Annotated in this window: 14 protein-coding genes and 1 tRNA gene; all 15 read left to right on the top strand. The window is 59.3% G+C overall.

Annotated features, from left to right (window positions below; genetic code table 11):
* A partial coding sequence (locus tag BUE39_RS32375) for an EF-Tu C-terminal domain-related protein (RefSeq protein ID WP_459543772.1) occupies window positions 1-387 on the top strand: 387 nt, incomplete at its 5' end.
* 64 nt (window positions 388-451) lie between these two features.
* Window positions 452-527, top strand: a tRNA-Trp gene (locus BUE39_RS32370).
* A gap of 36 nt (window positions 528-563) precedes the next feature.
* Window positions 564-944: a preprotein translocase subunit SecE gene (secE, locus tag BUE39_RS32365; RefSeq protein WP_073432705.1), complete on the top strand. Its 381-nt coding sequence runs from the start codon at window positions 564-566 to the stop codon at window positions 942-944.
* 1 nt (window position 945) lies between these two features.
* A complete protein-coding gene (gene nusG / locus BUE39_RS32360) occupies window positions 946-1503 on the top strand; it encodes a transcription termination/antitermination protein NusG (RefSeq protein ID WP_007180147.1) in 558 nt (185 codons plus the stop codon).
* 164 nt (window positions 1504-1667) lie between these two features.
* Window positions 1668-2099 carry a 50S ribosomal protein L11 gene (gene rplK, locus BUE39_RS32355; protein ID WP_042329781.1) on the top strand — a complete coding sequence of 144 codons (432 nt, stop codon included), beginning with the start codon at window positions 1668-1670 and terminating at the stop codon, window positions 2097-2099.
* On the top strand, window positions 2100-2798 hold the full coding sequence (gene rplA, locus BUE39_RS32350) for a 50S ribosomal protein L1 (protein ID WP_073432703.1): 699 nt from the start codon (window positions 2100-2102) through the stop codon (window positions 2796-2798).
* A 304-nt stretch (window positions 2799-3102) separates the two neighbouring features.
* Window positions 3103-3606: a 50S ribosomal protein L10 gene (rplJ, locus tag BUE39_RS32345; protein WP_006053279.1), complete on the top strand. Its 504-nt coding sequence runs from the start codon at window positions 3103-3105 to the stop codon at window positions 3604-3606.
* Window positions 3607-3669: 63 nt separating this feature from the next.
* Window positions 3670-4044, top strand: a complete 375-nt coding sequence (gene rplL, locus BUE39_RS32340; protein WP_011490060.1) for a 50S ribosomal protein L7/L12 — start codon at window positions 3670-3672, stop codon at window positions 4042-4044.
* A 369-nt stretch (window positions 4045-4413) separates the two neighbouring features.
* Window positions 4414-8520 (top strand): DNA-directed RNA polymerase subunit beta, encoded by a 4107-nt coding sequence (gene rpoB / locus BUE39_RS32335; RefSeq protein WP_073432701.1) that lies wholly within the window; start codon window positions 4414-4416, stop codon window positions 8518-8520.
* Between the two features lie 21 nt (window positions 8521-8541).
* Complete coding sequence (gene rpoC, locus BUE39_RS32330) at window positions 8542-12780, top strand: DNA-directed RNA polymerase subunit beta' (protein ID WP_073432699.1); 4239 nt, start codon at window positions 8542-8544, stop codon at window positions 12778-12780.
* Between the two features lie 206 nt (window positions 12781-12986).
* Window positions 12987-14834, top strand: coding sequence for a DNA helicase RecQ (gene recQ, locus BUE39_RS32325; protein ID WP_073432697.1), 1848 nt, complete (start codon window positions 12987-12989; stop codon window positions 14832-14834).
* Window positions 14835-15044: 210 nt separating this feature from the next.
* Window positions 15045-15425 carry a 30S ribosomal protein S12 gene (gene rpsL, locus BUE39_RS32320; protein ID WP_006998493.1) on the top strand — a complete coding sequence of 127 codons (381 nt, stop codon included), beginning with the start codon at window positions 15045-15047 and terminating at the stop codon, window positions 15423-15425.
* A gap of 181 nt (window positions 15426-15606) precedes the next feature.
* On the top strand, window positions 15607-16077 hold the full coding sequence (gene rpsG / locus BUE39_RS32315; protein ID WP_006053291.1) for a 30S ribosomal protein S7: 471 nt from the start codon (window positions 15607-15609) through the stop codon (window positions 16075-16077).
* 132 nt (window positions 16078-16209) lie between these two features.
* A complete protein-coding gene (gene fusA / locus BUE39_RS32310; protein ID WP_073432695.1) occupies window positions 16210-18312 on the top strand; it encodes an elongation factor G in 2103 nt (700 codons plus the stop codon).
* Between the two features lie 47 nt (window positions 18313-18359).
* Window positions 18360-19504 (top strand): elongation factor Tu (gene tuf, locus BUE39_RS32305; protein ID WP_073432693.1); only part of this gene is annotated, 1145 nt, incomplete at its 3' end.

The raw sequence follows: 19504 nt of genomic DNA, 5'->3' as shown, positions 1-19504 counted from the left end.
GACCAGGGTCAGGCAGGCGACAACGTGGGTATCCTGCTGCGCGGCACGAAGCGTGAAGACGTGGAGCGCGGTCAGGTGCTGGCGAAGCCGGGCTCGATCAATCCGCACACGCACTTCACGGCCGAAGTATATGTGCTGAGCAAGGACGAGGGCGGCCGCCACACGCCGTTCTTCAACAACTATCGTCCGCAGTTCTACTTCCGTACGACGGACGTGACGGGCTCGATCGAGTTGCCGAAGGACAAGGAAATGGTCATGCCGGGCGACAACGTGTCGATCACGGTGAAGCTGATCAATCCGATCGCGATGGAAGAAGGTCTGCGCTTCGCGATCCGCGAAGGCGGCCGTACCGTCGGCGCAGGTGTCGTTGCCAAGATTCTCGAGTAACGCCAGATAGTTCTCGTTAATCGGTAATTTCGGGGTTGGCGGTGTCGTCAACCCCAAATGGTTTAGGGGTATAGCTCAACTGGCAGAGCGTCGGTCTCCAAAACCGAAGGTTGGGGGTTCGATTCCCTCTGCCCCTGCCAACTCTCGCGTCGCATTTGACGCTTCGTTAAGGTGTTATGGCGAATCCTTCCGTCGAAACTGTAAATACATCCAGCGACAAGCTGATGCTCGTCGCGGGCGTATTGTTGGTCTTGGCCGGATTTGTGGGATTTTTCTGGCTCAATGGCCAGGAGTGGTACGTCCGCGGAGCCGCCTTGGCTGTCGGTGTGATTGCCGGCATCGTAGTCGGTCTTCTCTCTGCGCCTGGCAAGGGCTTCATCGCTTTCGCCAAGGATTCGTATAAAGAAGTTCGCAAAGTTGTCTGGCCAACGCGCAAAGAGGCTACGCAGACAACGCTTGTAGTATTCGGCTTCGTCTTCGTCATGGCGATCTTTCTTTGGATTAGCGATAAATCCATCGAATGGGCGATTTTCTCGGTGATTCTGGGTTGGAAATGATATGAGCGATACTCCGGCATCCCCGAGCGGAAAACGTTGGTACGTCGTGCACGCCTACTCCGGAATGGAGAAGAGCGTGCAACGCGCGCTTCAGGAGCGCATCGAACGCGCCGGCATGCAAGACCAGTTTGGCCAGATCCTCGTACCGACTGAAGAAGTTGTTGAGGTGAAGGGCGGCCACAAATCCGTGACCGAACGTCGTTTCTTCCCGGGCTATGTGCTCGTGGAAATGGAAATGACGGACGAAACGTGGCACCTCGTGAAAAATACGGCAAAGGTGACAGGCTTCGTTGGTGGCGCGCGTAATCGTCCGAGTCCGATCTCTCCGCGAGAAGTCGAGAAGATCATGTCGCAGATGCAGGAAGGTGTCGAAAAACCGCGACCGAAGACCCTGTTTGAAGTAGGCGAGATGGTGCGGGTAAAGGACGGCCCATTCACGGATTTCAACGGCAGCGTCGAAGAAGTGAACTACGAGAAGTCACGTGTCCGGGTTTCCGTTACGATCTTCGGCCGCGCAACGCCGGTCGAACTGGAATTTGGCCAGGTCGAAAAGTTGTAATTCAGAATTTTGCGGAACGCGGCATCGGCGCGTTCCGCATCTCGCGCTTACGGCTCGCGTAATGGCCGTTGAGGAGCGCAAGTAGCCTGTTTTTCGGTGAACGCGCGCTACTACTCACTGAACGTCTGCATGTATCGGAGCGGCGTTCCAAAGAGGTTTTTAACATGGCAAAGAAAATCATCGGCTTTATCAAGCTGCAGATTCCTGCAGGTAAAGCCAATCCGTCGCCGCCGGTCGGTCCGGCGTTAGGCCAACGTGGCCTGAACATCATGGAGTTCTGCAAGGCGTTCAACGCTCAGACTCAAGCAATGGAACCGGGTCTGCCGATTCCTGTCGTGATCACCGCATTTGCGGATAAGAGCTTCACGTTTGTTCTCAAAACGCCGCCGGCTACGGTTTTGATCAAGAAGGCAGCGAAGATCGACAAGGGTTCGAGCAAGCCGCATACGGACAAGGTCGGCAAGATCACTCGTGCTCAAGCTGAAGACATCGCCAAGACCAAGATGCCCGATCTGACGGCAGCTGATCTGGACGCAGCGGTTCGTACGATCGCTGGTAGCGCCCGCTCGATGGGCATCACCGTGGAGGGCGTGTAAATGGCTAAGCTTTCGAAGCGTCTGCAAGCATTTGCAGCCAAGGTGGATCGTCAAAAACTGTACCCGATCGATGACGCACTGTCGCTCGTGAAGGAATGTGCAAGCGCAAAGTTCGACGAGTCGATCGACGTTGCAGTGCAACTCGGCATCGATGCGAAGAAGTCTGACCAGGTAGTTCGTGGCTCGGTCGTGCTGCCGGCAGGTACCGGTAAATCGGTCCGCGTGGCAGTGTTCGCACAGGGCGAGAAGGCGGAACAAGCCCGTGCCGCCGGCGCGGAAATCGTCGGTATGGAAGATCTGGCTGAACAAGTCAAGGCTGGCAAGCTGGACTTCGACATTGTGATCGCTTCGCCAGACACGATGCGCGTAGTCGGTACGTTGGGTCAGATCCTCGGCCCGCGTGGCTTGATGCCGAACCCGAAGGTCGGTACGGTTACGGCCGACGTCGCAACGGCAGTCAAGAATGCCAAGGCTGGCCAAGTGCAATTCCGTGTCGACAAGGCCGGTATCATCCACGCTACCATCGGCCGCGCTTCATTCGAGCCGACGGCTCTGCGTAGCAACCTGAACGCTCTCGTCGACGCGCTGCAAAAAGCGAAGCCGGCAACGAGCAAAGGTGTCTACCTGCGCAAGGTCGCTCTGTCGAGCACGATGGGTGTTGGCGTTCGCGTCGACCAAGCGTCGCTCGCGGCACAGTAAGAGATTTCACCTCGTCTCGGCGAGAGTCGAGACGCTTTTATGGGCTTTGGGCGGTTGCGAGGTGGCGGTCTGCATCACGCAACCGGTTGTCAAAGACCGTTGGCGGGCACGCAGCGGGTAGGCGGGTCCTTAATGGAAAGCCAACGCAGATGGCGAACCCGAAAAGGTTTTGTAGTGATGAAACCGTTGGATGTCCGCAGCAATGTGGATTTCCAACGGTCGAAATACTCCTGACTGGTCGGACGCCGTTATTGAACGCGGTACACAAGGCGCACGCCGCGTGTATCGAATCTGGAGGTTAACCGTGCCACTCAACAAAGAAAGCAAGCAGGCCGTCGTCGCTGAGGTTGCCGCGCAAGTCGCGAAAGCCCAGACCGTGGTTCTGGCTGAGTATCGTGGGATCACGGTTGGCGATCTGACCAAGCTGCGCGCGAAAGCGCGTGAGCAACAGGTTTACCTTCGTGTGTTGAAAAACACGCTGGCGCGTCGCGCTGTCGAAGGTACCCCCTTTGCTCCGCTGGCAGAGCAGATGACCGGTCCCCTGATCTACGGCATCTCGGAAGATGCAATTGCTGCTGCTAAGGTCGTCAACGACTTCGGCAAGAGCAATGACAAGTTGGTCATCAAGGCTGGTTCCTACGAAGGCAAGGTGATGGACAAGGCTGGCGTGCAAGCGCTGGCAAACATCCCGAGCCGCGAAGAACTGCTCTCCAAGCTGTTGTACGTTATGCAAGCACCTGTTTCGGGCTTTGCGCGCGCTCTGGCCGCGCTGGCAGAAAAGAAACAAGGCGAAGAAACCGCTGCATAAGGTACTTCAGTCGAGCGTGATTGATCGCTGGCTGTATCCGAATTCAATTTAGGAGTATTTCAAATGGCAATCGCAAAAGAAGACATCCTCGAGGCAGTAAGCTCGATGTCGGTTCTGGAACTGAACGAACTGGTCAAGGCGTTCGAAGAAAAGTTTGGCGTGTCGGCAGCTGCTGTTGCAGTGGCAGGCCCGGCAGGCGGTGGCGCTGCTGCTGCTGCTGAAGAGCAAACCGAATTCACGGTCAACCTGACGGAAGTCGGCGCGAACAAGGTTTCGGTCATTAAGGCCGTTCGTGAACTGACGGGTCTCGGCCTGAAGGAAGCGAAGGACCTGGTCGACGGCGCACCGAAGCCTGTTAAGGAATCGGTACCGAAGGCTGCTGCTGAAGAAGCCAAGAAGAAGCTGGAAGAAGCCGGCGCGAAGGCTGAAATCAAGTAAGTTTCAGCGCGTTGCGCTAAGGCTGGCGGTTTTCCACCGCCGGCCTTTTTGTGCTTTGAGGGGACCATGTTTTTGCAAGACGTTTGGGCAAAAACATGGCTCCCAGAAGTCAAAGAAAACCGTCTATCGGCAAGATTGACCGGCGTTTCTCTTTGTCTTCTGAAGCGACTGCAGAAGGCAAGTTTGGTCGGGTAGCGGGCAACACAGGCATCCGCTGCCGTCAGCCAGCGGTTGGTAGCGGCCAACCACCAAGCTTCTAGGCTCGTTCAAGCCATCGGACGGCCATCGGGTCTCAGTCGGTGAACACTCGGGTTGTCTCATCAAGGTATCCTGCCTCGACAACAATGCCCGCCGTGATTCGGAGATCGTATGCAATATTCCTTCACCGAGAAGAAGCGCATTCGCAAGAGTTTTGCGAAGCGCCCCATCGTTCACCAAGTACCTTTCCTGCTGGCTACCCAGCTTGAATCATTCAGCACGTTTCTGCAAGCAGACACGCCGTCCACGCAACGCAAGCCGGAAGGTCTGCAAGCTGCGTTCACATCCGTTTTCCCGATTGTTTCGCATAACGGGTTCGCACGTCTAGAGTTCGTCAGCTACATGCTGTCGCCGCCGGCATTCAACATCAAGGAATGTCAGCAGCGCGGTTTGACGTATTGTTCGGCTCTGCGCGCCAAGGTGCGTCTTGTGCTGCTCGACAAGGAATCGCCGAGCAAGCCGGTCGTGAAGGAAGTGAAGGAACAGGAAGTCTACATGGGCGAAATTCCGCTCATGACGCCGACCGGTTCGTTCGTCATCAACGGCACGGAACGTGTGATCGTTTCGCAGTTGCACCGTTCTCCCGGCGTGTTTTTCGAACACGACAAGGGCAAGACGCACAGCTCGGGCAAACTGCTGTTTTCCGCGCGTATCATCCCCTACCGCGGTTCGTGGCTCGACTTCGAATTCGATCCGAAGGACGTACTGTATTTCCGCGTCGACCGTCGCCGCAAGATGCCGGTCACGATCCTGCTGAAGGCGATCGGCCTCACGCCGGAACAGATCCTCGCAAACTTCTTCGTGTTCGACAATTTCACGCTGATGCCGGAAGGCGCGCAGATGGAATTCGTGCCCGAGCGTCTGCGTGGCGAAGTCGCGCGTTTCGACATCACGGACCGTGACGGCAACGTGATCGTCCAGAAGGACAAGCGGATCAACGCCAAGCATATTCGCGATCTCGACAACGCGAAGACGAAGTTCATTTCGGTGCCGGAAGACTATCTGCTCGGTCGCGTGCTGGCGAAGAACGTCGTCGACGGCGACACCGGTGAAGTCATCGCCAACGCGAACGACGAAATCACGGAAACCGTCCTCGAAAAGCTGCGCGAGTCGAAGATCAAGGACATCCAGACGCTCTACACGAACGATCTGGATCAGGGTCCGTACATTTCGTCGACGCTGCGCATCGACGAAACCGCGGACAAGATGGCCGCGCGCATCGCGATCTACCGCATGATGCGTCCTGGCGAGCCGCCGACCGAAGAAGCGGTCGAGGCGCTCTTCAACCGTCTGTTCTACAGCGAAGATGCATACGACCTCTCGAAGGTCGGTCGTATGAAGTTTAACCGCCGCGTCGGTCGCGATGAAATCATCGGCCCGATGACGCTGCAAGACGACGACATCCTCGCCACGATCAAGATCCTGGTCGAGCTGCGCAACGGCAAGGGCGAAGTGGACGATATCGACCACTTGGGCAATCGTCGTGTGCGTTGCGTCGGCGAACTGGCGGAAAACCAGTTCCGTGCAGGTCTCGTGCGTGTCGAACGTGCTGTGAAGGAACGCCTCGGCCAAGCCGAAAGCGAAAACCTGATGCCGCACGATCTGATCAATTCAAAGCCGATTTCGTCGGCGATTCGCGAATTCTTCGGTTCGTCGCAGTTGTCGCAGTTCATGGACCAAACGAACCCGCTGTCGGAAATCACCCACAAGCGCCGTGTTTCGGCTCTTGGCCCGGGCGGTTTGACGCGTGAGCGCGCCGGTTTTGAAGTCCGCGACGTGCACCCGACGCACTACGGTCGTGTATGCCCGATTGAAACGCCGGAAGGTCCGAACATCGGCCTGATCAACTCTCTCGCGCTGTATGCGCACCTGAATGAATACGGCTTCCTCGAAACGCCGTATCGGAAGGTTGTGGACGGCAAGGTGACCGACCAGATCGACTACCTGTCGGCGATCGAAGAAGGCCGTTATGTGATCGCTCAGGCGAACGCGGCGGTGGCTGAAGACGGCACGCTGACCGACGAACTGGTTTCCTCGCGTGAAGCGGGCGAAACGCTGATGGTTACGCCGGACCGCATCCAGTACATGGACGTGGCACCGTCGCAGATCGTGTCGGTGGCGGCATCGCTGATTCCGTTCCTCGAGCACGACGACGCGAACCGCGCGTTGATGGGTTCGAACATGCAGCGTCAGGCTGTGCCGTGTCTGCGCCCTGAGAAGGCCGTGGTCGGTACGGGTATCGAGCGTACGGTCGCGGTCGACTCGGGGACGACGGTTCAGGCCTTCCGTGGCGGTGTGGTCGATTACGTCGACGCGGGCCGTATGGTGATTCGCGTGAACGACGATGAAGCCGCTGCGGGCGACGTCGGCGTGGACATCTACAACCTGATCAAGTACACGCGTTCGAACCAGAACACGAACATCAACCAGCGCCCGATCGTAAAGGTCGGCGATATCGTGTCGCGTGGCGACGTGCTGGCTGACGGCGCCTCGACCGATCTCGGCGAACTGGCGCTTGGCCAGAACATGCTGGTCGCGTTCATGCCGTGGAATGGCTACAACTTCGAAGACTCGATCCTGATCTCGGAGAAGGTGGTTGCGGACGATCGCTACACGTCGATCCACATCGAAGAGCTGAACGTCGTTGCTCGCGATACGAAGCTCGGACCGGAAGAAATCACGCGCGACATTTCGAACCTGGCTGAAGTGCAACTCGGCCGTCTCGACGAGTCGGGCATTGTCTACATCGGCGCTGAAGTCGAAGCAGGCGACGTGCTGGTCGGCAAGGTCACGCCGAAGGGCGAGACTCAGCTCACGCCGGAAGAAAAGCTGCTGCGCGCGATCTTCGGTGAGAAGGCTTCGGACGTGAAGGACACGTCGCTGCGGGTGCCGTCGGGCATGAGCGGCACCGTGATCGACGTGCAAGTGTTCACGCGTGAAGGCATTCAGCGCGACAAGCGCGCGCAACAGATCATCGACGATGAGCTGAAGCGTTATCGCCTCGACCTGAACGACCAGCTACGTATCGTGGAAGGCGACGCGTTCCAGCGTCTCGCACGTATGTTGACTGGCAAGGTCGCGAACGGCGGTCCGAAGAAGCTTGCGAAGGGTACGAAGATCGAACAGGCTTACCTCGAAGATCTCGACCACTACCACTGGTTCGACATCCGCCTCGCGGACGAAGAAGCAGCGGCACAGCTCGAAGCCATCAAGGACTCGATCGAACAGAAGCGTCACCAGTTCGATCTCGCGTTCGAAGAGAAGCGCAAGAAGCTCACGCAAGGCGACGAATTGCCGCCGGGCGTGCTGAAGATGGTCAAGGTATACCTGGCAGTCAAGCGCCGTTTGCAGCCTGGCGACAAGATGGCCGGCCGTCACGGTAACAAGGGTGTCGTGTCGAAGATCGTTCCGATTGAAGACATGCCGTACATGGCCGATGGCCGTCCGGCCGACGTCGTTCTGAACCCGCTTGGCGTGCCGTCGCGGATGAACGTGGGTCAGGTTCTCGAAGTGCATCTGGGTTGGGCCGCGAAGGGTCTCGGCTGGCGTATCGGCGAAATGCTGCAGCGTCAGGCGAAGATCGAAGAACTGCGCGAATTCCTGACCAAGATCTACAACGAGTCGGGCCGCGCTGAAGAGCTGGACAGCTTCACCGACGACGAAATCGTCGAACTGGCGAAGAACCTGCGCGAAGGCGTGCCGTTCGCCACGCCGGTGTTCGACGGTGCGACGGAAGAAGAAATGTCGCGCGCGTTGGACCTGGCATTCCCGGACGACATCGCGAAGAACCTCGGCATGACGCCGTCGAAAAACCAGGTGCGTCTGTACGACGGTCGCACGGGTGAGATGTTCGAACGTACGGTGACTGTCGGCTACATGCACTACCTGAAGCTGCACCACTTGGTCGACGACAAGATGCACGCGCGTTCCACGGGCCCGTACTCGCTCGTGACGCAGCAGCCGTTGGGCGGTAAGGCGCAGTTCGGTGGCCAGCGTTTCGGTGAAATGGAAGTGTGGGCGCTCGAAGCGTACGGCGCATCGTACGTGCTGCAAGAAATGCTGACGGTGAAGTCGGACGACGTGACCGGCCGGACCAAGGTCTATGAGAACCTGGTCAAGGGCGATCACGTGATCGACGCCGGCATGCCGGAATCCTTCAACGTGTTGGTGAAGGAAATCCGCTCGCTCGGTATCGACATCGACCTCGACCGCAACTAATCGGACTACGGAGAGAAGGCAATGAAAGCTCTGCTCGATCTATTCAAGCAAGTCCAACAACCAGAAGTTTTTGACGCGATCAAGATCGGTCTGGCCTCGCCCGACAAAATCCGTTCGTGGTCGTTCGGTGAAGTGAAGAAGCCGGAAACCATCAACTACCGGACGTTCAAGCCGGAGCGCGATGGTCTGTTCTGCGCGAAGATTTTCGGGCCGATCAAAGACTACGAATGCCTTTGTGGCAAGTACAAGCGCCTGAAGCATCGTGGCGTGATCTGCGAAAAGTGCGGCGTCGAAGTGACGCTCGCCAAGGTGCGTCGCGAACGGATGGGCCACATTGAGTTGGCCTCGCCGGTTGCGCACATCTGGTTCCTGAAGTCGCTGCCGTCGCGTCTGGGCATGGTGCTCGACATGACGCTGCGCGACATCGAACGCGTGCTGTACTTCGAAGCCTATGTGGTGATCGATCCGGGCATGACGCCGCTGAAAGCGCGGCAGATCATGACCGAAGAGGATTACTACAACAAGGTCGAAGAGTACGGCGACGAGTTCCGCGCCGAAATGGGCGCGGAAGGCGTGCGCGAACTGCTGCGCGCGATCAACATCGACGAGCAGGTCGAGATGCTGCGCACCGAACTCAAGAACACGGGTTCGGAGGCGAAGATCAAGAAGTACGCGAAGCGCCTGAAGGTGCTCGAGGCTTTCCAGCGTTCGGGCATCAAGCCTGACTGGATGGTGCTCGAAGTGCTGCCGGTGCTGCCGCCGGAACTGCGTCCGCTGGTGCCGCTGGACGGCGGCCGCTTCGCGACGTCGGACCTGAACGACCTGTATCGCCGCGTGATCAACCGTAACAACCGGTTGAAGCGTCTGCTCGAACTGAAGGCGCCTGAAATCATCGTCCGCAACGAAAAGCGGATGCTGCAGGAAGCCGTCGATTCGCTGCTCGACAACGGTCGCCGCGGTAAGGCGATGACCGGCGCGAACAAGCGTCCGCTGAAGTCGCTCGCTGACATGATCAAGGGTAAGGGCGGCCGTTTCCGTCAAAACCTGCTCGGTAAGCGCGTGGACTACTCCGGCCGTTCGGTGATCGTGGTCGGCCCGACGCTCAAGCTGCACCAGTGCGGTCTGCCGAAGCTGATGGCGCTGGAACTGTTCAAGCCTTTCATCTTCAACAAGCTCGAGGTGATGGGTGTCGCTACCACCATCAAGGCTGCGAAGAAGGAAGTCGAGAACCAGACGCCGGTGGTGTGGGACATCCTCGAAGAGGTGATCCGCGAGCATCCGGTCATGCTGAACCGTGCGCCTACGCTGCACCGCCTCGGCATTCAGGCTTTCGAGCCGGTGCTGATCGAAGGCAAGGCAATCCAGCTGCACCCGCTCGTTTGCGCGGCGTTCAACGCCGACTTCGACGGTGACCAGATGGCTGTTCACGTGCCGCTGTCGCTGGAAGCGCAGATGGAAGCGCGCACGCTGATGCTGGCGTCGAACAACGTCCTATTCCCGGCCAACGGCGATCCGTCGATCGTGCCGTCGCAGGATATCGTGCTTGGCCTGTACTACGCGACGCGTGAAGCGGTGAATGCGAAGGGCGAAGGCCTGACGTTCACCGGCGTCTCGGAAGCGCTGCGTGCTTACGAGAACAAGGAAGTCGAGCTCGCCTCGCGCGTCAACGTGCGGATCACGGAAATGGTCCACAACGAAGACAAGTCGGAAGGTGCGCCGGCGTTCGTGCCGAAGATCACGCTGTATCCGACCACCGTCGGCCGCGCAATCCTGTCGGAGATTCTTCCGCCGGGCCTGCCGTTCTCGGTGCTGAACAAGCCGCTGAAGAAGAAGGAAATCTCGCGCCTGATCAACACCGCATTCCGCAAGTGCGGTCTGCGTGAAACGGTGATTTTCGCCGACCAGTTGATGCAGTCGGGTTTCCGTCTGGCAACGCGCGCGGGTATCTCCATCTGCGTCGACGACATGCTCGTGCCGCCGCAGAAGGAAACCATCGTCGGCGACGCCGCGAAGAAGGTGAAGGAATACGACCGTCAGTACATGTCCGGTCTCGTCACGTCGCAAGAGCGCTACAACAACGTCGTCGACATCTGGTCGGCAACGTCGGAAGCGGTCGGCAAGGCGATGATGGAACAGCTGTCGACGGAACCGGTGGTCGATCGCGACGGCAACGAAACGCGTCAGGAGTCGTTCAATTCCATCTACATGATGGCCGACTCCGGTGCTCGCGGTTCGGCGGTTCAGATTCGTCAGCTGGCCGGTATGCGTGGCCTGATGGCGAAGCCGGACGGCTCGATCATCGAGACGCCGATCACGGCGAACTTCCGCGAAGGCCTGAACGTGTTGCAGTACTTCATCTCGACCCACGGCGCACGTAAGGGTCTGGCTGATACGGCACTGAAGACGGCAAACTCGGGTTACCTGACGCGTCGTCTCGTGGACGTGACGCAGGATCTGGTCGTGGTCGAGGACGACTGCGGTACGTCCAACGGCGTTGCCATGAAGGCGTTGGTCGAAGGCGGTGAAGTCGTCGAAGCGCTGCGTGACCGTATCCTCGGTCGCGTGACGGTGGCTGACGTCGTCAATCCGGAATCGCAGGAAACGCTGTACGAAACGGGCACGCTGCTCGACGAAGATGCGGTCGAGGAAATCGAACGCCTCGGCATCGACGAAGTGCGCGTGCGTACGCCGCTGACTTGCGAAACGCGTTACGGTCTGTGCGCGGCCTGCTACGGCCGCGACCTGGGCCGCGGCTCGTCGGTCAACGTCGGTGAAGCAGTCGGCGTGATCGCCGCGCAGTCGATCGGTGAACCGGGCACGCAGCTCACGATGCGTACGTTCCACATCGGTGGTGCGGCGTCGCGTGCGGCGGTGGCTTCGTCGATCGAAGCGAAGTCGAACGGTACGGTGCGCTTCACGGCAACGATGCGCTACGTCACCAACGCGAAGGGCGAGCAGATCGTCATTTCGCGTTCGGGCGAGGCGATGATCACCGACGATCACGGCCGCGAGCGCGAACGTCACAAGGTGCCGTACGGCGCGACGCTGTTGCAACTGGACGGCGCGCAGATCAAGGCCGGCACGCAACTGGCGACGTGGGATCCGATGACACGTCCGATCATCACCGAGTACGGTGGCACGGTGAAGTTCGAAAACGTCGAGGAAGGCGTGACGGTTGCCAAGCAGATCGACGATGTGACGGGTCTCTCGACGCTGGTCGTGATCGACGTGAAGCGCCGCGGTTCGCAAGCGTCGAAGACGGTGCGTCCGCAGGTCAAGCTGCTCGATGCGAACGGCGAAGAAGTCAAGATCCCGAACACCGAGCACTCGGTGCAGATCGGCTTCCAGGTCGGCGCGCTGATCACCGTGAAGGACGGGCAGCAAGTGCAGGTCGGCGAAGTGCTCGCACGTATCCCGACCGAATCGCAGAAGACGCGTGACATTACCGGCGGTCTGCCGCGTGTGGCGGAACTGTTCGAAGCACGTTCGCCGAAAGACGCAGGTATCCTGGCGGAAGTCACGGGTACGACGTCGTTCGGCAAGGACACGAAGGGCAAGCAGCGTCTCGTTATCACGGACCTCGAGGGCAACCAGCACGAGTTCCTGATCGCGAAGGAAAAGCAGGTTCTGGTGCACGATGGTCAGGTCGTCAACAAGGGCGAAATGATCGTGGACGGGCCGGCGGATCCGCACGACATCCTGCGTTTGCAGGGCGTCGAAGCGCTGTCGCGTTACATCGTGGACGAAGTGCAGGACGTGTACCGTTTGCAAGGCGTGAAGATCAACGACAAGCACATTGAAGTGATTGTTCGTCAGATGCTGCGCCGTGTGCAGATCACGGACAACGGCGATACGCGTTTCATCCCGGGCGAACAGGTCGAGCGATCGGACATGCTCGACGAGAACGACCGCATGATCGCGGAAGACAAGCGTCCGGCAACGTACGAAAACGTGCTGCTCGGTATCACGAAGGCCTCGTTGTCGACCGATTCGTTCATCTCCGCGGCGTCGTTCCAGGAAACGACCCGCGTGCTGACCGAAGCGGCGATCATGGGCAAGCGCGATGACCTGCGTGGTCTGAAGGAAAACGTGATCGTCGGCCGTCTGATTCCGGCCGGTACGGGTCTCGCGTTCCACAAGGCACGCAAGAGCAAGGAACTGTCCGACCGCGAGCGTTTCGATCAGATCGCAGCGGAAGAGTCGTTCGAATTCGGTACGCCGGAAACCCCGGCCGCCGAACAGCACCACTCCGGCGAGTAAGTCCGGGCGGCGTTAGCCGCTTTGGACTCACCAGCCAGCGAAGCCGCTCAGTTTCGACTGAGCGGCTTTTTTTATGCGCTCTTCTTTTGCGTGCGTTGCGCTGATTTGTTAGGCCAAACGGCTAACGTTTGTCGCAAACGGCGGGCGCAGCACGAATGCGTTGGTAAAATTCGTGTCACCGGCTCCACGCTGCTTCTCTCAAATTCATGTCCCGTCCGCTCGAAATCCTCAACGAAGTCTTCGGTTACCCCGCGTTCAGAGGACAGCAGGGCGAAATTGTCGAACACGTCTCGGGCGGCGGCGATTGTCTCGTACTGATGCCAACGGGCGGCGGCAAATCGTTGTGCTATCAGATTCCGTCGCTGGTACGGCGAGAAAGCGGCTTCGGTACGGGAATCGTGGTTTCACCACTGATCGCGCTGATGCAGGATCAGGTGGCGGCGCTGACTGAAGTCGGCGTGCGTGCGGCGTATCTGAATTCGACGTTGTCGAGCGCCGAAGCGATGGCCACGGAACGCGCATTGCGCGATGGCGAAATCGATCTGTTGTACGTGGCGCCTGAGCGGTTGATGACGCCCCGATTCCAGGAGTTGCTGGAGCGCACGCGCATCGGGCTCTTCGCAATCGACGAGGCGCATTGCGTGTCGCAATGGGGGCACGATTTCCGGCCGGAATATATCCAGTTGTCGGTGCTGCACGAGCGCTTCCCGAATGTGCCGCGCATCGCACTCACCGCCACGGCCGACGCGATTACACGCGACGAGATCATTCACCGTTTGGCGCTGGACGACGCACGCGTTTTCGTGTCGAGTTTCGATCGGCCGAACATCCGCTATCGCATTGTCGAAAAAGACAATGCGCGCACCCAGTTGCTCGATTTCATTCGCGCGGAACATACGCGGCCGGACGGCACGACCGACGCCGGCGTCGTTTATTGCCTGTCGCGCCGCAAGGTCGAAGAAACGGCGGAGTGGCTGAAGGAAAAAGGCATGCGCGCGTTGCCGTATCACGCCGGCATGGAGTTCGAAATCCGCCAGAAGCATCAGGAGATGTTTCAGCGCGAGGAAGGCATCGTGATGTGCGCGACGATCGCATTCGGCATGGGAATCGACAAGCCGGACGTGCGCTTTGTCGCTCACCTCGACTTACCGAAGAGCGTCGAGGGCTATTACCAGGAAACGGGGCGCGCCGGTCGCGACGGCATGGCTGCCAACGCGTGGATGGCCTATGGCCTCGGCGATGTCGTGCAGCAGCGCAAGATGATCGACGAATCCGACGCCGACGACGCGCACAAACGCGTGCAGACCGGCAAGCTCGATGCGTTGCTCGGTCTGTGCGAGGCCGCGACCTGCCGGCGGGTGCGGTTGCTCGCCTATTTCGGCGAATCGAGCGAGCCATGCGGCAACTGCGACAACTGCCTCGAGCCGCCCCACACATGGGACGCGACGCGCGAAGCGCAGATGGCGCTTTCCTGCGTGTTTCGCGCGCAGCGGGCGAGCGGTTTTCACTTCGGCGCGGGCCATCTGATCGATATCCTGCGCGGCAACCGCAGCGAAAAAATCTTGCAGCGTGGGCATGAAAAGCTGACCACATTCGGCATCGGCGCCGCGCTAGGCGAGCCGGAGTGGCGTGCGGTGTTTCGCCAGCTCGTTGCGTTCGGCTATCTGACGGTCGACCACGAAGGATTTGGCTCGCTGGTTCTCACCGAAGCGAGCAAGCCGGTGCTCAAGGGCGAGCAGAGCGTCACGATGCGTCGCTATGTGAAGCCGACGCGCACCCGTCAGTCGTCCGGACGCACCAGCGAGCGTGCCGACCCCACGATCGGCATGGGTCCGCGCGAACGCGCCCGCTGGGAGCGGCTGCGCGCATGGCGCACCGAAACGGCCAGGAGCGACGGTGTACCGGCTTATGTGATCTTCCACGACGCGACGCTCGCGGAGATTGCCCGCAACGGCCCAGATTCCATCGAAGATTTGCGGAGTATTCCGGGCATGGGCGCACGGAAACTGGATCGTTTCGGCGACGAGTTGCTGGAAGTCGTCGCCGCCGACTGAGTGCTCGGGCGCCTCCGCTGGGGTGCGAAGCATCGCAAGCTGTTGACTCTCTTAGTATTTTCGGAATATTATGCTAGGTTCCGGTTCTTGAGATGCCTGCGCGCGGAATCAATCCACGCGCTGCGATCGGATCCGGAAGTTCGATGCGCAATCGTTTCTGCTTTGCCCGGAAACAGATGCGTCGATTTTGTTCAATTTCAGGAATAAACAATGCCAACCATCAATCAACTGGTTCGCAAAGGCCGCGCGTCGGAAACGACGAAGAGCAAGAGCCCGGCTTTGCAGGACTGCCCCCAGCGTCGCGGCGTGTGCACCCGTGTGTACACCACGACGCCGAAAAAGCCGAACTCGGCGCTCCGTAAGGTTGCGAAGGTGCGCCTGACGAACGGCTTCGAAGTCATTTCGTATATCGGTGGTGAAGGCCACAACCTGCAGGAACACTCGGTCGTGCTGATTCGCGGCGGCCGTGTCAAGGACTTGCCGGGTGTGCGTTACCACATGGTTCGCGGCTCGCTGGATACCCAGGGCGTCAAGGACCGTAAGCAGGCTCGCTCGAAGTACGGTGCGAAGCGTGCAAAAGCTGGCAAGTAATTAGCCGGTCAGAGTAGTTTCAGGTCGCCTGCAAGGGCGGTAATAGCGGTGGTGCCGGAATCGCCGGCGCTGTCGAGTAAGTGGTCACCCGACCAGGCTGGTAAGTCGCTAGAGATGAATCGGGTTAGTTGGTGGCCGCGGAGCTAAAAAATAGCTCCAACTGAAAAGTAAAGGAAGAAACATGCCGCGTCGTCGCGAAGTCCCCAAGCGGGAAGTGTTGCCGGATCCGAAATTCGGTAACGTAGATGTAGCTAAGTTCATGAACGTGCTGATGCTCTCCGGCAAGAAGTCGGTTGCCGAGCGTATCGTGTACGGCGCTTTCGAACAGATCCAGACCAAGGGTGGCAAGGACCCGCTGGAAGTGTTCACGGTAGCGCTCAACAACGTCAAGCCGGTGGTGGAAGTGAAGAGCCGCCGCGTTGGTGGTGCGAACTATCAGGTTCCGGTCGAAGTGCGCCCGTCGCGTCGTATGGCATTGGCGATGCGTTGGCTGCGTGAAGCCGCGAAGAAGCGCAGCGAGAAGTCGATGGCCCTGCGTCTGGCAGGTGAACTCTCCGAGGCGGCTGAAGGCCGTGGCGGCGCAATGAAGAAGCGCGACGAAGTTCACCGGATGGCAGAAGCCAATAAGGCGTTCTCGCACTTCCGTTTCTAAGCTCCCGAACCCGGGTTAGCAGAAAAATCGGAAAGAAATTCCGGGCGGGTGCGCTTACAAAGCGCCTCGCCCGTTTGTGTTACAGCGCGATGGGTATTTTCTCGCATCGCGTCATCCCCATAGAGGATCAAAGTGGCTCGCAAGACACCTATCGAGCGCTACCGTAACATCGGTATTAGCGCTCACATCGACGCCGGCAAAACGACGACGACCGAGCGCATTCTGTTTTACACCGGCGTGAACCACAAGATTGGTGAAGTGCACGACGGCGCTGCCACCATGGACTGGATGGAGCAGGAGCAGGAACGCGGCATCACGATCACGTCCGCTGCCACCACGGCGTTCTGGAAAGGCATGGCCGGCGACCGCGCTGAGCACCGCATTAACATCATCGACACGCCGGGACACGTCGACTTCACGATTGAAGTCGAGCGCTCGATGCGCGTGCTCGATGGCGCGTGCATGGTGTACTGCGCGGTGGGCGGCGTGCAGCCCCAGTCGGAAACCGTGTGGCGTCAGGCTAACAAGTACAAGGTTCCCCGTCTCGCGTTCATCAACAAGATGGATCGTACCGGCGCGAACTTCTTCAAGGTCTATGACCAGCTCAAGCTGCGTCTGAAGGCGAATCCGGTGCCGGTCGTTGTGCCTATCGGCGCTGAAGAGAACTTCACGGGCGTCGTCGATCTGCTGAAGATGAAGGCGATCATTTGGGACGAAGCATCCCAAGGCACCAAGTTCTCGTACGAAGAGATTCCGGCGGCACTCGTCGACACGTGCAATGAATGGCGTGAAAAGATGGTCGAAGCCGCGGCTGAATCGAGCGAAGACCTGATGAACAAGTACCTCGAGTCGGGCGAACTGACCGAAGCGGAAATCATCAAGGGTCTGCGCGACCGTACGATCGCTTGCGAAATCCAGCCGATGCTTTGCGGCACCGCGTTCAAGAACAAGGGCGTGCAACGCATGCTGGACGCCGTGCTCGATTTCCTGCCGTCACCGATCGACATCCCGCCGGTTACCGGCGAGCTGGAAAACGGTGAGAAGGGTGAGCGCCGGGCGGCCGACGATGAAAAATTCTCGGCATTGGCATTCAAGATCATGACCGACCCGTTTGTCGGCCAACTGATCTTCTTCCGTGTGTATTCGGGCGTTGTGAATTCGGGCGACACCGTGCTGAACGCGACCAAAGACAAGAAGGAACGTCTGGGCCGTATTTTGCAGATGCACGCAAATCAGCGCGAAGAAATCAAGGAAGTCCGTGCAGGGGACATCGCTGCAGCCGTCGGCCTGAAGGACGCAACGACCGGTGACACGCTGTGCGATCCGCAGAGCCCGATCGTGCTCGAACGCATGATTTTCCCCGAGCCGGTGATTTCGCAAGCTGTTGAGCCGAAGACGAAGCCCGACCAGGAAAAGATGGGTCTGGCGTTAAACCGTCTGGCACAGGAAGATCCGTCTTTCCGCGTTCAAACGGACGAGGAATCGGGTCAAACCATCATTTCCGGCATGGGCGAGCTTCACCTGGAAATTCTGGTCGACCGGATGAAGCGTGAGTTCGGTGTCGAAGCAACGGTGGGCAAGCCGCAAGTGGCTTACCGCGAAACGATTCGCGGCAAGGCGGAAGACGTCGACGGTAAGTTCGTCAAGCAGTCGGGCGGTCGCGGCCAGTACGGTCACGCTGTCATCACGCTCGAGCCGAACGAGCAAGGCAAGGGCTATGAGTTCCTGGACGAAATCAAGGGCGGCGTGATTCCGCGTGAATATATTCCGGCAGTCGACAAGGGTATCCAGGAAACGCTGAAGTCCGGCGTGCTGGCAGGTTTCCCGGTCGTTGACGTGAAGGTTCACCTGACGTTCGGTTCGTACCACGATGTTGACTCGAACGAAAACGCGTTCCGCATGGCCGGTTCGATGGCGTTCAAGGAAGCAATGCGCAAGGCGCAGCCGGTCATTCTCGAACCGATGATGGCTGTGGAAGTTGAAACGCCTGAAGATTACATGGGCAACGTGATGGGCGATCTGTCGGGTCGTCGCGGTATCGTTCAGGGCATGGACGACATGGTTGGCGGCGGCAAGATCGTTCGCGCCGAAGTGCCGCTGTCGGAAATGTTCGGCTACTCGACGTCGCTGCGCTCGCTGACTCAAGGTCGCGCAACGTATACGATGGAGTTCAAGCATTACGCTGAAGCACCGCGTAACGTGTCCGAAGCGATCATCAACGCGAAGTCGAAGTAATCGCGCGGCAAGTCATTCAACGATTAACTTTTTGAAAGAAGAGAAACATGGCTAAAGGTAAATTCGAACGGACCAAGCCGCACGTGAACGTCGGCACGATCGGTCACGTTGACCACGGCAAGACCACGCTGACGGCAGCGATCACGACGGTTCTGACGCAGAAGTTCGGCGGCGAAGCGAAGGCGTATGACCAGATCGACGCGGCGCCGGAAGAAAAGGCGCGCGGCATCACGATCAACACGGCGCACGTCGAGTACGAAACGGCTAACCGCCACTACGCCCACGTCGACTGCCCGGGCCACGCCGACTATGTGAAGAACATGATCACGGGCGCAGCGCAGATGGACGGCGCGATCCTGGTGTGCTCGGCCGCTGACGGCCCGATGCCGCAAACGCGCGAGCACATCCTGCTGGCGCGCCAGGTGGGTGTTCCGTACATCATCGTGTTCCTGAACAAGTGCGACATGGTGGACGACGCCGAGCTGCTGGAGCTGGTCGAGATGGAAGTTCGCGAACTTCTGTCGAAGTACGACTTCCCGGGCGACGACACGCCGATCATCAAGGGTTCGGCCAAGCTGGCGCTGGAAGGCGACAAGGGCGAGCTGGGCGAAGTGGCGATCATGAACCTGGCCGACGCGCTGGACACGTATATCCCGACGCCGGAGCGTGCAGTTGACGGCGCCTTCCTGATGCCGGTGGAAGACGTGTTCTCGATCTCGGGTCGTGGCACGGTGGTGACGGGGCGCGTCGAGCGCGGCGTGGTGAAGGTCGGCGAGGAAATCGAGATCGTCGGTATCAAGCCGACGGTGAAGACGACCTGCACGGGCGTGGAAATGTTCCGCAAGCTGCTCGACCAGGGTCAGGCAGGCGACAACGTGGGTATCCTGCTGCGCGGCACGAAGCGTGAAGACGTGGAGCGTGGTCAGGTGCTGGCGAAGCCGGGCTCGATCAATCCGCACACGCACTTCACGGCCGAGGTGTATGTGCTGAGCAAGGACGAGGGCGGCCGCCACACGCCGTTCTTCAACAACTATCGTCCGCAGTTCTACTTCCGTACGACGGACGTGACGGGCTCGATCGAGTTGCCGAAGGACAAGGAAATGGTCATGCCGGGCGACAACGTGTCGATCACGGTGAAGCTGATCAATCCGATCGCGATGGAAGAAGGTCTGCGCTTCGCGATCCGCGAAGG

Origin of the sequence: Paraburkholderia terricola (assembly GCF_900142195.1) — a bacterium.
Classification (GTDB): domain Bacteria; phylum Pseudomonadota; class Gammaproteobacteria; order Burkholderiales; family Burkholderiaceae; genus Paraburkholderia; species Paraburkholderia terricola.
The sequence above is the reverse complement of the archived record's forward strand: the minus strand, read 5'-3'. Positions and strand labels throughout refer to the sequence as shown.

Coding starts and splice junctions, on each gene's coding strand:
- recQ (WP_073432697.1), top strand. CDS start 12,987: ATGTCCCGTCCGCTCGAAATCCTCAACGAAGTCTTCGGTTACCCCGCG.
- rpsG (WP_006053291.1), top strand. CDS start 15,607: ATGCCGCGTCGTCGCGAAGTCCCCAAGCGGGAAGTGTTGCCGGATCCG.
- rplA (WP_073432703.1), top strand. CDS start 2,100: ATGGCTAAGCTTTCGAAGCGTCTGCAAGCATTTGCAGCCAAGGTGGAT.
- rplL (WP_011490060.1), top strand. CDS start 3,670: ATGGCAATCGCAAAAGAAGACATCCTCGAGGCAGTAAGCTCGATGTCG.
- nusG (WP_007180147.1), top strand. CDS start 946: ATGAGCGATACTCCGGCATCCCCGAGCGGAAAACGTTGGTACGTCGTG.
- secE (WP_073432705.1), top strand. CDS start 564: ATGGCGAATCCTTCCGTCGAAACTGTAAATACATCCAGCGACAAGCTG.
- rpsL (WP_006998493.1), top strand. CDS start 15,045: ATGCCAACCATCAATCAACTGGTTCGCAAAGGCCGCGCGTCGGAAACG.
- rplK (WP_042329781.1), top strand. CDS start 1,668: ATGGCAAAGAAAATCATCGGCTTTATCAAGCTGCAGATTCCTGCAGGT.
- rpoB (WP_073432701.1), top strand. CDS start 4,414: ATGCAATATTCCTTCACCGAGAAGAAGCGCATTCGCAAGAGTTTTGCG.
- rpoC (WP_073432699.1), top strand. CDS start 8,542: ATGAAAGCTCTGCTCGATCTATTCAAGCAAGTCCAACAACCAGAAGTT.